We start from the raw sequence: 13,526 nt of genomic DNA, 5'->3' as shown, positions 1-13,526 counted from the left end.
ACGGATACGTTCGTTGGCATGCCTGACAGGGGAGACGAACGGGGGCGGGGCGGCACACGGACACTCGTGACCGGCATCCTGGCCGGCACCGAGTGGCACCCGGCCGACAACCCGCAGGAGGCGACGCAGACCGCGCGCGAGGCCAGGGACCTGGCGGTGCGGCTGCGCCCGGTGCTGTCCAAGCTGGCGCAGGCCCCGCGCGGCGGCCGCCGGCGCGACCTGGACTGGCTGCCGGCGGTGGAGCAGCTGGCGGTGGACGCCCAGTACTTCGCGTCGTGGTGGCTGCCGCGGCTGGAGGGCAAGTCGGCCCAGTCCTGGCCCTCGTGGTCGGCGGACGGGTACGCGGACTGGGTGAAGCGCCTGGACGCCCAGCGCGTGCGCACGCTGGAGATGGTCCAGGGCACGACGCCGGTGACGCGGATCGCCTCCGTGACGCAGCTGCGCCGGGGCAAAGGGAATGGCGCTCCTGAGCCGGCTGAGGTGGTGGAACCGGCCGAACCGGCCGTGACGGCCGCGCCTCCGGAGGACGGCCTGGCGACGGAAACCGTTTCCAGCACCGAGCCCGTTTTCGCGTCCGGATCCACCCCGGACAGCGGCCCCGAGGACCACCACGGCGCACGGCACGCCCGGAACCAGGGCGACCGGACCGCGCGCATCATGCCGATCCGCGGATCGGGGGCGCCGGTGGCCGAGGCCGCGGCCACCGGGGTGGCGGCGGGGCTGGTCGGCGAGGAGTTCGGATCCGGCGACCGGGACGAGCCGGGCGCCGGCTCGGGGATCTTCGACGACTACGACGCCGAGCCGGTCTACGGCGATCCGAACGAGACCCACGTCCCCCGCACTCCCCCGAACACCGGCCCGACCGTCTTCGAGGATTCGGCGCCGAGTCCCGGCACCTTCGACGACTACGACGCCGAACCGGTCTACGGCGATCCGAACGAGACCCACGTCCCCCGCACTCCCCCGAACACCGGCCCGACAGTCTTCGACGACTACGACGGCTACGACGGCTACGAGCCCGCGGCCACGCACACCGAGGTGCCGCACAGCCCGCCGTTCACCGGGCCGGACACCTTCGACGAGCCGCCCCGCGTTCCCCGGACGCCGCCGTTCACCGGTCCCGGCACCTTCGAGGATCTCGAGAGCGCTGAGAGCGGCGAGAGCGTCGGCCCGGCCGAGCCCGAGGGCGGCAGCGCCGACCTCTTCTTCATCCCGCGCACGCCGCCGAACACCGGACCCGACGAGGACCGGCTGACCGACGACGCGAACGCCACGCACATCTCTCCCCGGATCGTCGAGGTCGACGAAGACCCGGAGGCGGGCAGCGCCCCGCGACCACTTTTCCGCGACGAACCGCACGCGGCGCAGGCCGCACCGGTCGGCGTGGCGGCCGGAGCGGCCGGAGCGATGAGCCTGTCCGGCGCGACGGCGACCAGAAGCCCGGCCGGTGCCTCCAGAACGAGCCCCGGAACGAGCCCCGGAGCCGGCCCCGGCCCGAGCTCCGGACCCGCCTCCCGGGCCACCGCCACGTCCAGCACCGAACCGGACGAGTTCGAATACTTCCAGCCCGGAACCGACTTCCCGCCGCCGGTGTTCCCGCAGACTCCGCCCACCGAGCCGGTGGACCGCGGCCGGATCGTGCGCTATGCCGCCGCGGCCGTCGTCGTGGCGGCGGCCGGCGTCCTGGTCGTGTACGCCGCCAACCAGAAGCATTCCGGCCCGTCGGCCACGCCGCAGCCGTCCAGGACCGCGACATCGACCTCGATCGGGAGCGGCGTCGCCCCCGGCATCACGGCCGTTCCCTCGGCGAGCCAGAGCTCGGTCGGCGCCGGGGCGGTCACGGCCCCGACCGCGACCGATTCCCCCGCCGTTTCCTCAAACTCCTCAACGTCCAGCAAGCCCGCGCCGCCGCCCCCGCCGGCCACTTCGGCTCCGGCGAGCAGCACCAGCCACACCACGAGCGCCCCGCCACCGTCCTCGGCCGCCCCGCCGGCCTCGCACTCCCCGGCCGGAGGCGGCGGCGGCAGTGGCGTCAGCTCGCTGAGTGTCGGCTCGCTGGCGCCCGACCAAGCCGGGTCGTACACCTACACGGCACACGTGCACGTCGTCACGAGAGGCACCGGGCCGGTCACCGTGACCGTCACCTTCGCGGGCTCGCAGTCCGGGGAGTCGCCCGGGTCCATCGGCGCGCAAAGCGATCCGTTCACGCTCTCCGGCAAGACCTCCTACGACCTGACGCCGAGCTTCGACGTGCACGGAATGTGCCCGTCTCCCTACATCGACGTAGTCGTAACCGCTTCCGGCGCGTCATCGGCCGTAAGCTTTGCGAGTTCGCCTTGTTGAAAGTGGGAGAACCACTATCGCGCCCTGATCCGCCACCCTATAGTTCAGTCCATGGGCCAGGATGGGGGAATTGGCCTGCCGACCCCTGTGTCGGAACTGGTCGATCGGGAATCCGAGATCGACGAGGTGCGAAGTCTGCTGCGCACGTCGCGACTCATCACACTCACCGGACCGGGCGGGATCGGCAAGACCCGCCTGGCGATCGCCGCTGCCGCCGCGGCGCTGGGAGCCGACGGCGCGCCGCACCATGAGCCGGACCCGGCGCTGGCCGACGGCGCCGTGTTCGTCCCGCTGGCCGAACTCGCGGCCGGTGTCGACGTGGCGCGCGCGGTGGCCGCCGCGCTGGACCTGTCCGGACTGGAAGGGGTCGGCGACGGCACCGCCGACGCCGAGAAGCACCTCGTGGAGGTGCTGCGCCGGCGCGCGCTGATCCTGGTGCTCGACAACTGCGAACACCGGCTGGAGGCGGTCGCCGGCCTGGCGCTGCGGCTGCTCACCGACTGCCGCCGGCTGACCGTGCTGGCCACCAGCCGCGAGCCGCTGGGCGTGCCCGGCGAGACGGTGTGGACGGTGCCGCCGCTGAGCCACCCGCCCACCATCGGCCGGGCCCGCGACGACCGGGCCGACCGTTCCGGCCGGGCCGACGACCGCGGCGGCGCGCCCGCCCAGGACGGCCTCGGCGAACTCGGCGACAGCCTCATCGGCATCAACCCCCTGGCCGTCAGCCCCCTGGACAGCCTCAGCGGCCTGGGCCCCGTCAACGGCCCGGACGCCGCCGAGTCCGCCCCCGTCGTGGACGCCGAGTGGGCTTCGCAGTTCGGCGCCGTCCGGCTGTTCGCCCTGCGCGCCAAGCAGGCCGCCGGAGGCTTCCGCCTGACCGACGCCAACGCCCGCACCGTGGCCTCGATCTGCCGCCGCCTGGACGGCATCCCGCTGGCGCTGGAGCTGGCCGCGGCGCGGGTCCGGGCGCTGAGCGTGGAGGAGATCGAGGCCCGGCTCTCCGACCGGTTCGCGCTGCTGTCCGGCCCGTTCCGGTTCGCCGAGACCCGGCACCGCACCCTGCGCACCTCGGTGGAGTGGAGCCACCAGCTGCTCACCGCCGAGGAGCAGGAGCTGTTCGCCGGCCTGTCGGTGTTCTCCGGCGGCTGGACCCTGCACGCCGCCAAGGGCGCGATCGGCCCGCACGCCGTGGACGCCCTGACCCGGCTGGTCGACAAGTCGCTGGTGACCGTCGAGCCGACACCCGACGGCCAGCGCTACTCGATGCTGGAGACGCTGCGCGCCTACGCCGCCGACGAGCTGGAGCGGGCCGGCCGCACCGCGGAGATGCGGGAGCGGCACGCCGCCTACTTCCTGAAGCTCGCCGAGCGCCTGAACCCCCGCTTCTACGGCCCCGGGCAGGCCCAGGCCTTCCATCTGCTGGACGTCGAGATCAACAACATCCGCACGGCCGGCCGCTGGTTCCTGGCCGACCCCGGCCTGGCCGCCGAGGGCCTGCGCCTGGCCGCCGCGCTGTGGGACTTCTACTGCTGCCGCTGCCACCTCGGCGAGGGCGTGCGCTTCGCCCGCGGCGCGCTGGCCCACGCCGACCGGGCCGGGCTCACCGAGCCCTCGGTCACCCGGGCCCGCGTGGTGCTCGGCCTCGGCGCGCTGCTGGAGCTGCAGGGCAAGGGCTTCGAGGCGATGCACGCGCTGCGCGAGGCGGTGCGGCTGGCCCAGCTCTGCGACGACCCGGTCACCGAGTCCTACGCGCTGCGCATCCTGGCCGTCAATACCCTGATGATCGGGGACCCGGAGGGCGACACCGCGGAGCTCGCCGACCGCGCGCAGGAGTCGGCGCGGCGCAGCGGCAGCCTGTGGCAGCAGGCGTTCGCCAGCCACATGCCGGTGCTGCTGCACGACGGCGAGCCGGACCCGGAGCGGGTCGCGCGCTCCTGGCGCCTGACCTCCGGCACCGGGGACCGGCGGCTGCTGGCCTACCTGCGGGTCATGATGTCCTTCAGCGAGCTCGGCGGCGACCGGGCCCAGGAGACCATCAGCACGCTGAACGCGGCCTACCAGGACTTCCAGGACGTCGGCGACCGCTACGGCCGGCTGCTGGCGCTGTCCACCCGCCTGCTGGCGCACCTGCGCTGGGACGAGGACGCCCGGGTGGCCGCGATGTTGATCGGCAAGTGCGAGGCCGCGTACGCCGGGATCGGCAGCGGGCCCCTGGCGGTGTTCGCCGAGCAGATCGCTCAGGCCGCCGCGCAGGTACGGGCCCGCCTCGGCGACGAGGCCTACAACGCCGCGGTGCAGACCGGCGCCAAGCTCACCTGGGACCGGATGGCGCGGGCGCTGTCCGACGAGGTGCGGCTCGGAGCCGAGTGCTGGGAACCGGACTGCCCGTTCGGGACCGACGGCGCGCACGCCACCTACAGCACGTACAACGCCGCCGACTCCCCTGCGGCCGGGGCGAGGGCCGCCCCGGGCTCACCCGGGGCCCCACCGGCCGAGCCGGAAGCCGTCGAGGCACCCGTCGCAGCCCCACGCGCCGGGCACCATCACGACGACCGCCCCGGGCCCGGACACCTGGACCGGACGCCCCATCCGGACCATGTCTCCGGCACCACTCACAGCCACAGCACCAGCGGCGCGGCGCACGGTTCCACCGCGCCGCCCGCCATCCTGGGCACGCTGACGCCGCGCGAGCAGGAGATCGCCGGCCATGTCGCCCTGGGCCGGACCAACCGCCGGATCGCCGAGGACCTGGTGATCTCCGAGCGGACGGTCGACACGCACGTCCAGCGCATCCTGGCCAAGCTCGGTGTGGCCAACCGGGTGCAGCTGGCGACACTGCTCGCTGGCCGGAAGGAGTGAACCTCCGAATACGCCTGTCGAGTACGTGGTTCTACCGACGCGAAACCACCGTCTTGCTTCTACGGTGGTTCCATCGCAAACGAACACCTGGGGGGAACAGGGAATGAGCACCATGACCGTCGGACAGCAGCGAGGCTCGCTGGACCGACTCACCGCACGCGAGATGGAGATCGCCCGGCTGGTGCGCGATGGCCGGACCAACCGGCAGATCGCGCGGGCGCTCGGCCTGTCTACCAAGACGGTCGAAGCCCATCTGTCTCGCATCTTCGCCAAGCTGTCCATCCCGTCTCGGACGGTGCTGGCGGTTCTGGTCACCACCGGTGACCGGATGGCGGCCTAGAAGCGGGCATGGCCGGCTACCCGATCGATCCCGCGACCGGGTAGCGGCAGCTCAGCGTTCGAAGCAGTAAGCGCTCTGGTCGGGTTTCCGTGTGCGGGTCCAATACCGCCACGTGAAACCCGGCCAGATCGTCGTGTTGCGGCCGTTCTCGTCGAGGTACCAGCTCCGGCAGCCCCCGGCGCTCCAGACCTGGGTGGCCAGAGCACGCTGGATGCCGTCGTTGAACCGGCGCTGCGCCTCCTCGGTGGGTGCGACGGTGGCGGCCCCGCGGGCGTCCACGGCCTCCAGCAACCGCATCAGGTATTGGGCCTGCGCCTCGATCATGAAGACGATCGAGTTGTGGCCGAGGCCGGAGTTCGGCCCGACGAGGATGAACATGTTGGGGAAGCCGGCCACCGACATGCCGTAGTACGCCGACAGCCCGCCGGACCAGTCCTGCTTCAGGCTGCGGCCGCCCGGGCCGACCATGTCGATCGCGTCGAAGGCGTCGGTGACGTGGAACCCGGTTCCGTAGATGATGGCGTCGACCTCGTGCTCGGTGCCGTCCGCGGCGACCACCGAGTGCGCGCGGATCTCCTTGACGCCCTGGTCGACGAGCGTCACGTGGTCCCGGCCGAGCGCCGGGTAGAAGTCGTTGGAGATCAGCACCCGCTTGCAGCCCATGGTGTAGTCCGGCTTGAGCTTGCGGGCCAGCTCCGGGTCGCGGACCTGGCGTCGCCGGTGGGCGTTGGCGACGCCTTCGGCGACCTTCATGAACTTCGGGTTCACGAAGCCCATGGCCCGGGACTCCGCGGTCCAGTAGATCAAGGTGCGATGAGCCCGCTGGAAGCCGGGGACGTTGCGGTACAACGCCTTGGTGAGCCCTGAGATGTGCCGGTCCCGCTTGGGCATGATCCACGCCGGGGTGCGCTGGAAGAGCACCAGCCGCGCGGCCTGCCGCGCCACCCGGGGCACGAACTGGATCGCCGAGGCGCCGGTGCCGATCACCGCCACCCGCTTGCCGGTCAGGTCGACGTCGTGGCGCCATTCGGCGGAATGCCAGGACGGGCCCTGGAAATCCCCGATGCCGGGGACGTCCGGCAGCAGGGGCCGGTGCAGCGGCCCCAGACCCAGCACGACGAAATCCGCCTGGATCTCCCGGCCGCCGCCGAGCTTCACCCGCCACGTCCGCTCGGCGTCGTCCCACGCGCCGCCCTCGAACTCCACCCCGAGATACAAGTGGTCTTCGAGCTCGTATTCGCGGACGCAGTGCCGGAGGTAGTCCAGGATCTCCGGCTGCCGCGCGAACATCCGGCTCCACTTGGGGTTCAGCTCGAACGAGAACGAGTACAGGTGCGACTGGATGTCGCAGGCCGCACCCGGATAGGTGTTCTCGCGCCAGGTGCCGCCGACGTCGTCGCCCTTCTCCAGGATCACGAAGTCGTCGCGCCCGGCCTGCTTCAGCTTGATCGCCATGCAGAGACCGGCGAACCCGGAGCCGACGATCACGAACTTCGCGCTCGCCGGCAGCTCCCGCGCCGGACGGCCCCCGGTGATCGGCGCCTCCGAGAGGTCCATCGGGTCCAGGTCTTCGGCGACCCGGGTCATGCGGCGCCCTCGTCCGCGGTGCCGCCGGTGTCCGCAGTGCCGCCGGTGCCTGCGGTGCCCCCGGCGGCCGCGGCGACCAGCCGGGTGAGCCGCTCGGTGACCGCCTCGGGCCGCTCCATCGGCAGCATGTGGCCGGTCCCGGCGACGACCGTGAGCCGGGCGCCGGGGATGCCGTCGGCGAGCCGGCGGGAGTGGCCCACCGGCGTGAGCTTGTCCCGGGCCGCCGCGACGACCTCGACCTCGGCACCGCCCAGCGCCTTCAGGGCCGCGCGCTTCTCGTGTGTCATCAGGGCCGGGAAGAAGCCGGCGAGGGTCGCGCTCGGGCAGGCCTTGATGATCTCGTTGCACTCCACGATCACGGCCCGGGGCGCGCGGCGTCCGAACAGCAGCCAGCGGGTCTGCGCGACCGCCAGTCTCGTCCCCGTGGCCTGCCTGGCGCGGACCGCGTCGGCCCTGCCGGGCTTCGCCGCGATGCGACGCAGGGTCTTGATGATGGAGCCGCGGACCGGCCTGGCGACGAACTCCGGGAAGCCGAGGGTCAGCCGGTCCAAGCCGCCGCCGGAGGTGTTGGCCAGCAGCACGCCGGTCACCTTGCCGCCGAACAGGTCGGGACGCTGGTCGGCCAGTGCCATGACGGTCATGCCGCCCATGGAGTGCCCGGCCAGCACCACCGGGCCGGCCGGCACCAGCTGGTCCAGGACCGCGGCCAGGTCGCGGCCGAGCTGGTCGATCGAGGGCCCTGGGCCGTAGCGGTCGGCGGCGGGGGCCGCGATCCCCTCGCGCCACGCGGCGCCCTGGGTGGAGAACCCGTGGCCGCGCTGGTCGTAACGCAGGACCCGGACCCCTCCGGTGGCCGCCAGCGCCGCGGCCTGGGCCCGCCAGGCCCGCATCGACAGCGTCCAGCCGTGCGCCAGCACGACGGTCACCGGTGCGCCGGGGTCACCGTCCTCCTCGACGTGGAGTTCGGCGCCGTCGAAGGCGATGACGGTGTGGAATCGCGGATCGGCCATGCTCCCCTGCCCTTGCTGGTCCGGCGGTGCGCAACAAGCTACCGGCGGGTAGCCTACTGAGAGTAGGGAAGGAAGTCGATAGAGTCCCAGGCCATGATTGATGCCGGCGGAGCCCCGCGCCGCAAACGCGTCCCGCGTGCCGAACGCGAGCAGCAGATCCTCGCCGCGGCCGAGGAGGTCTTCGCCGAGCGCGGGTTCCAGGCCACGTCCATGGACGAGGTCTCGCTGCGGGTCGGCGTCTCCAAGCCGATGCTGTACGAGTACTTCACCTCCAAGGAGGGGCTGCTGCTGGCCTGCGTCGCGCGGATCCGCGCGGACCTGCACTCCGCGACGCTCGACGCGATGGCCCGGGCCGAGCGGGACGGACCGCGCGCCGTGCTCGAGGCCGGCCTGGAGGCGTACTTCGACTTCGCCGACCGCCACGGCCGCGCCTGGGCGGTGCTGCTGAACGAGTCGGTGATCGTCGCGGGTCCGGCCGAGGAGGCGATCGAGGCGATCCGCGGCCAGCAGACCCTCCTGATCCAGGAGGCGCTCGGCCGGTGGCTGCCGTCGGCCTCGCCGGAACGCGTCGCGGTGTTCGCGCACGGCCTGATCGGCGCCAGCGAGCGCGTCGCGCGCTGGCGGCTGCGCGAAGGCGCCGGCATCAAGCCCCGGGAGACCGCGGCGCTGCTGGCCGACGCCTTCTGGCCGGGGTTCGCCGTCGAGGCCGGGCTCCCCCCGGGTCAAGACTCGGCAAAAGGGCGCATAAGGTAGCACCCGACTGGGCACCCTTGTGGCGAGAGACAGGTAAGGCTAACCTCAGCCATCGTCCCCGGGCCCCGTCCGACCAGAATCCAGGTGCTGCCATGTCCTCGACCCAGATCGCGATCCTCGGCGCGATCGCAGGTTTCACGATCTACCTCGGTCTGCCCCTGGGCCGGCTGCGCAGCCCGCTCCCGCGGCTGCGCGCGCTGCTGAACGCGGTCGCCATCGGCATCCTGCTGTTCCTGCTGTTCGACGTCCTCAGCCACGCCTGGGAGCCGGTCGACAGCGCGCTCAGCGACAAGCCGCACCACGTCGGCTCGGCGATCGGCTACGGCCTGCTGATGGCGGCCGGCCTGGGCGTGGCGCTGTGCGGGCTCACGCGCTTCGACCGGTGGGTCGCCAAGCGCGCCTCGCGCGGGCCGGGCGCGGCCGCCGCGGCCGAGCTGGAGGTCGGCGCGCGCCGCCCGCTGGTGGCCCGGCTGGCGAGCCTGCCGATGCTGATCGCCATCGGGATCGGGCTGCACAACTTCGCCGAGGGGCTGGCGATCGGCAACTCGGCGGCGGCGGGCGAGATCTCGCTGGCCGTGCTGCTGATCATCGGCTTCGGCCTGCACAACGCCACCGAGGGGTTCGGCATCGTGGCGCCGATGGCGGCGGTCGGCGAGCGGCCGTCCTGGGGTTATCTGGGCGTCCTCGGCCTGATCGGCGGCGGGCCGACGTTCGTCGGGACGCTGGTCGGCGAGCAGTTCACCTCCACGGCCGTGTCGATCGCGTTCCTGTCGCTGGCCGCCGGGTCGATCCTGTACGTGGTGATCGAGCTGCTGGCGGTGGCGCGCAAGACCGGCCTGAAGGAGCTCACCGCGTACGGCATCATGCTCGGGCTGGTGGCCGGGTTCCTCACCGACGCGATCGTGACGCTCGGCGGCGCCTGAGAGGCCGGAAAGACGCACGTACGGTGATCGGCCGCGCACCCTACGGGTTGGTTTCGGCCGAAAGGTGAACCGCGGGCGTCTTGGATAGGTACTCTCATGCACTCATCGCATATCGTGAACACCATGGCGGACAGTCCTGCCCCCAGCGGCGGTACAGAACCGGCCGGCGATCCCGAAGACCGCCGGCGGGTGACGGCCGACATCCCGCCGTGCCACTGCGTCATCTGCGACAGCGAGACGGCTGCGCCCCACACCCTCACCGCCGCCGAGAACGAGGCGTTCGCGGACGAGGACGGCCCGGGCGACGACGACGAGGACGCGGTCCGCGCCCTGGTCCCGGGCTGGTTCGGCGAGGCCGCCGCGCACGTCCGGCGCACCGGCTGGACCTCGATCGGCATCATGCCCGGCACCCGGACGCCGGGCTGGGCCTTCTCGGTGGGGCTGTGGCACAGCTACCGCGCCCCCGAGGTCTCCCTGTTCGGGCTGCTGCTGCCGGACATGCAGCAGCGGGTGAACCGCGCCGGGCGGCTGATCCGGGACAACAAGCCGTTCGGGCTCGACATCGAGGTCGACGGGATCCTGGACGCGCAGCCGGTGGTGGCCAAGCGGGTGCACCCGGGCTGGTACCCGACGCTGTTCGGGTTCGCGGTCGGGTTCTACCGCGGAGCGGTGCCGCCGTTCGTGCAGCTGGTCTGGCCGGACAGCCACGGGCTGTTCCCGTGGCAGCCCGGATGCGGGCTGCGGTGCCGGACGGTGCAGCCGCAGCTGTGGCTGCCGCCGGAGCTGCACCCCGACGGCCCATGGCAGAACCCGCACTGAGCCTCTCCCGGCCACGCCCTGACCGGGCCGACCGCGCAGACGGAGCCGACTGCGCAGACCGGGCCGACCACGCAGACCGGGCCGACCCCGCAGACGGAGCCGACTGCGCAGACCGGGCCGACTGAGCGGACCACGCAGACCACTGACCGGGTCAGGCCCCGGCCGCGGTCTTCTCCTTGTCCGCGAGCAGCTTGCCCACGCCGCCGCCCCCGGTCGCCAGCTCCTGTGCCCGGCCCAGCAGCTTGAGCAGGCGCTCGGCCTGGGCCTCGGTCAGTCCGCGGTAGGCCCGGGAGGCCAGCTCGTCGGTGATCTCCTCGGCCTCGTCGCGGAACAGGCGCATCGCGTCGTCCGGCTCCGGGTAGGGCTCCGGCCACCGGAAGAACTTCGCACCGTCGACGCCGAGCGGGCCGGTGACGATCGCCTCCAGCGGGTTCAGGCCGGCCATCTGCACCGCCGCGATGTGCAGACCGCCGCGCTGCTCGCGCATCACGTGCGACCAGTGCACCACCCGGTGTCGCGGCGAGACCGGCTCGGGCATCGCGCCCCAGGCCGCGGCCAGCGGGGACAGACCGGTCTCGGAGCTGGTCGCGATGCCGCGGAGCAGGTCGGCCAGGTCGTCGGCGTCGGGCTCGGGCAAGGCGGCCAGGAACTCGTCGGCCCACTTGCGCTGCAGGTCGCGGTAGCGGTCCACGATCCGGTCCAGCGGCGGGCTCTGCTTCGGGTCGCGAGCGGTGGTCCAGCTCGCGACCACGTGCTCGGCCGGGAAGAAGCCGACGATCGCGTGCACCACCTCCGGCGGCACCGGGCCGAGCACCCCGACGCGCCCGCCGAAATAGAACGGCCAGCCCTTCATCCCCAGGTCCTTGGCCGCGACGCGGGCCGCCTGGGAGGACATGTAGTCGCCGCCGAGCGCTGAGAGGGCGCCCTTCGCCTCGACCGCCGCGCTCAGGGCACGCTCGCGGATCGCCGCCGGGTCGTCAATCGGATCAGCCGTCATGCACGGGATTCTCCCGTCCCGTGCTCCGCGCCCACAACCCGCCCCCGACGACCGCGCTGACCAGCGGAGATCCGGAACTCCGCGACTGATCGCACAGGCCGACTTTTCATCCGCGCGGGCGAGTGCGGCGTGACGCGGCGGAGCCAGGGCCGTTGTCGCCGGTGGCGGGCCTTGTCGCGTCACGCGTCCAGCGCCCGCCGCCCTTACTGGAAGAAGAATGAGGTCTGGCATGCACGACGTGGCCAAGCGCGGTCTCGCGCTCGCGGTCGCGACCGGCGGCCTGCTGATCACTGGAGCCGCGCCGGCGGTCTCGGCGGTACACCACTCCGAGCACCCGGACAGCGGCGAGTCGAAGAGCCAGGAACACCACGGCTCCTCTCCGGCTGCGCAGCACGCGCCCCTCACGGTCAGCGGCCCGAAGGTCAAGCAGTACGAGGGACGGCACAGGGCCTCCCAGGGCCGGCATGCCGCCGCGCCGCACCAGGGCTCGCCAGGTCACCCCGGCCGCACCGACCGCACCGACCGCACCGGCCGCACCGACCGCACGGTCGGCACCAGCCGCACGATCCGCACCGACGGGGACCCCCGAGCCGGCGCCGCGGCCGCCGCCCAGGCGCCGACGCCACGCACGGCACCGGCGTCGGCGGTGTCCGGCGCTTCCGGCGCGCCCGGCGGCGGCCTGCTGACCGGCAACACGCTCCAGGTGCCGGTCCACGCCCCGCTGAACGTGTGCGGCCTGGTCGCCAGCGTCATCGGCGGCGGGGACACCGCGGCCGGCGACACCTGCGTCAACGGCGCGGGCGCCGGCGGCGGGACGACCAGCTCGGCCACCGCCGCCACCGGCGGCGACCCCGGCCTGCTGAACGACAACGTCGTGCAGGTGCCGGTCTCGATCCCGGGCAACGTCTGCGGCGACACCGCCACCGTGATCGGGGGCGGCAACAGCGCGCAGGACATCCTGTGCGTGAACGAGGGCCCGGCGAGCTCCTCGACCGCGCGCGCCCGGACGGCGGACGCGCCCGGGTTCGCGAACGCCAACGTCGTCCAGGTGCCGGTGGACGTGCCGGTCAACGTCTGCGGTGTGACGGCGGACGTGGTCGGGTTCCACGACGCCGCCGTGGACAACCGCTGCCGCAACGGCAGCCCGCCGCCGGAGACCTCCGCCCCCACCGCGGGCGCACTGACCGAAGCCGCCACCAGCGGCTCCACCGGCCTGGCCGACGGCAACATCGTGCAGGTGCCGATCGAGGCGCCGCTCAACGTCTGCGGCGACACGCTGAACGTGGTCGGTGTGGACAACCCGGCGCTGGGCAACCTGTGCGTGAACCACACCATGGGCGGCTCCGTGGCCCGCGGCGTCGCGCACGGCAACGGCGGCGCGGTGTCCGGCAACGTCGTGCAGCTGCCGGTCAACCTCCCGGCCGAGGCCTGCGGGCTGGTGGTCGGCGCGGTCGGGGTGCACGACCGGGCCGCGGGGAACCGGTGCGCCAACGAGACCGGCGGCGCGCCCACCGCCGCGTCGAGCGCCAGCACGGCCGGCGAGAGCGGCTTGCTGACCGGGACGGTGGTCCAGGGCAGCCTGGACATGCCGTTGCAGGTCTGCGGCCTGCCGGTCGGCGTCGGCATGGTCTTCAGCTCCAGCTCCGGGAACACGTGCGCCACGGGCCGGTCCGCCGTGCCTCCTCCGCCGCCGTCCCAGCCGCGCACCCAGCCTGTGATGCCGCCGCCGACCCCTCCGGCCCCGCCGCAGGACGCCGCACAGCGGCTGCCGCACACCGGCGCCGACGTGCTCGGCCTGGCCGGTATCGGCGCGGGCGCGCTGCTGGTCGGCACGGGCGCCATGGTGGCCGCCCGGCGCAAGTCGCGTTCGCAGGCATAGCAGATCCGCGGTGCAC

Annotated in this window: 10 protein-coding genes; 7 read left to right on the top strand and 3 right to left on the bottom strand. The window is 73.2% G+C overall.

Translation table 11 applies throughout. From position 1 onward, the window contains the following. Positions 1–18: 18 nt before the first annotated feature. The 3 genes from ABD466_RS02285 to ABD466_RS02275 all read left to right on the top strand — a co-directional run bounded on the left by ABD466_RS02285 (position 19) and on the right by ABD466_RS02275 (position 5,542). On the top strand, positions 19–2,343 hold the full coding sequence (locus ABD466_RS02285; RefSeq protein WP_344655206.1) for a hypothetical protein: 2,325 nt from the start codon (positions 19–21) through the stop codon (positions 2,341–2,343). A gap of 51 nt (positions 2,344–2,394) precedes the next feature. Beyond that, positions 2,395–5,202, top strand: coding sequence for a LuxR C-terminal-related transcriptional regulator (locus ABD466_RS02280; protein ID WP_344655205.1), 2,808 nt, complete (start codon positions 2,395–2,397; stop codon positions 5,200–5,202). A 103-nt stretch (positions 5,203–5,305) separates the two neighbouring features. Then, entirely contained in the window at positions 5,306–5,542 is a 237-nt protein-coding gene (locus ABD466_RS02275; protein WP_344655204.1) for a helix-turn-helix domain-containing protein, read from the top strand. Positions 5,543–5,593: 51 nt separating this feature from the next. On the opposite strand, the gene ABD466_RS02270 is transcribed toward ABD466_RS02275, so the two are convergent. Beyond that, a complete protein-coding gene (locus tag ABD466_RS02270; protein WP_344655203.1) occupies positions 5,594–7,129 on the bottom strand; it encodes a flavin-containing monooxygenase in 1,536 nt (511 codons plus the stop codon). Then, complete coding sequence (locus tag ABD466_RS02265) at positions 7,126–8,139, bottom strand: alpha/beta fold hydrolase (protein WP_344655202.1); 1,014 nt, start codon at positions 8,137–8,139, stop codon at positions 7,126–7,128. The genes ABD466_RS02270 and ABD466_RS02265 overlap by 4 nt, the downstream gene beginning before the upstream one ends. A 93-nt stretch (positions 8,140–8,232) precedes the next feature. Here ABD466_RS02265 and ABD466_RS02260 point away from each other — a divergent pair, with 93 nt between their 5' ends. The 3 genes from ABD466_RS02260 (at position 8,233) to ABD466_RS02250 (ending at position 10,634) form a co-directional block, all read left to right on the top strand. Then, positions 8,233–8,892, top strand: a complete 660-nt coding sequence (locus tag ABD466_RS02260) for a TetR/AcrR family transcriptional regulator (protein WP_344655201.1) — start codon at positions 8,233–8,235, stop codon at positions 8,890–8,892. A gap of 92 nt (positions 8,893–8,984) precedes the next feature. Continuing rightward, the gene (locus ABD466_RS02255) at positions 8,985–9,815 is read left to right on the top strand and encodes a ZIP family metal transporter (RefSeq protein ID WP_344655200.1); all 831 of its coding nucleotides are present in this window, start codon (positions 8,985–8,987) and stop codon (positions 9,813–9,815) included. Positions 9,816–9,938: 123 nt separating this feature from the next. Beyond that, the gene (locus ABD466_RS02250) at positions 9,939–10,634 is read left to right on the top strand and encodes a DUF4262 domain-containing protein (RefSeq protein ID WP_344655199.1); all 696 of its coding nucleotides are present in this window, start codon (positions 9,939–9,941) and stop codon (positions 10,632–10,634) included. A 151-nt stretch (positions 10,635–10,785) separates the two neighbouring features. Here ABD466_RS02250 and ABD466_RS02245 read toward each other — a convergent pair whose 3' ends face one another. Further along, a complete protein-coding gene (locus ABD466_RS02245) occupies positions 10,786–11,631 on the bottom strand; it encodes an SCO6745 family protein (protein ID WP_344655198.1) in 846 nt (281 codons plus the stop codon). A 229-nt stretch (positions 11,632–11,860) separates the two neighbouring features. Here ABD466_RS02245 and ABD466_RS02240 point away from each other — a divergent pair, with 229 nt between their 5' ends. Then, positions 11,861–13,510 carry a chaplin family protein gene (locus ABD466_RS02240; protein ID WP_344655197.1) on the top strand — a complete coding sequence of 550 codons (1,650 nt, stop codon included), beginning with the start codon at positions 11,861–11,863 and terminating at the stop codon, positions 13,508–13,510. Positions 13,511–13,526 lie beyond the last annotated feature (16 nt).

The sequence above is a fragment of the Catenulispora subtropica genome (assembly GCF_039531675.1).
In the GTDB taxonomy this organism is placed as follows: domain Bacteria; phylum Actinomycetota; class Actinomycetes; order Streptomycetales; family Catenulisporaceae; genus Catenulispora; species Catenulispora subtropica.
This window is presented reverse-complemented; position numbering and strand designations above follow the sequence as displayed.

Excerpts from the sequence above, each read along its gene's own strand:
- ABD466_RS02285 (WP_344655206.1), top strand. The coding sequence starts at position 19 with ATGCCTGACAGGGGAGACGAACGGGGGCGGGGCGGCACACGGACACTC.
- ABD466_RS02280 (WP_344655205.1), top strand. The coding sequence starts at position 2,395 with ATGGGCCAGGATGGGGGAATTGGCCTGCCGACCCCTGTGTCGGAACTG.
- ABD466_RS02275 (WP_344655204.1), top strand. The coding sequence starts at position 5,306 with ATGAGCACCATGACCGTCGGACAGCAGCGAGGCTCGCTGGACCGACTC.
- ABD466_RS02270 (WP_344655203.1), bottom strand. The coding sequence starts at position 7,129 with ATGACCCGGGTCGCCGAAGACCTGGACCCGATGGACCTCTCGGAGGCG.
- ABD466_RS02265 (WP_344655202.1), bottom strand. The coding sequence starts at position 8,139 with ATGGCCGATCCGCGATTCCACACCGTCATCGCCTTCGACGGCGCCGAA.
- ABD466_RS02260 (WP_344655201.1), top strand. The coding sequence starts at position 8,233 with ATGATTGATGCCGGCGGAGCCCCGCGCCGCAAACGCGTCCCGCGTGCC.
- ABD466_RS02255 (WP_344655200.1), top strand. The coding sequence starts at position 8,985 with ATGTCCTCGACCCAGATCGCGATCCTCGGCGCGATCGCAGGTTTCACG.
- ABD466_RS02250 (WP_344655199.1), top strand. The coding sequence starts at position 9,939 with ATGGCGGACAGTCCTGCCCCCAGCGGCGGTACAGAACCGGCCGGCGAT.
- ABD466_RS02245 (WP_344655198.1), bottom strand. The coding sequence starts at position 11,631 with ATGACGGCTGATCCGATTGACGACCCGGCGGCGATCCGCGAGCGTGCC.
- ABD466_RS02240 (WP_344655197.1), top strand. The coding sequence starts at position 11,861 with ATGCACGACGTGGCCAAGCGCGGTCTCGCGCTCGCGGTCGCGACCGGC.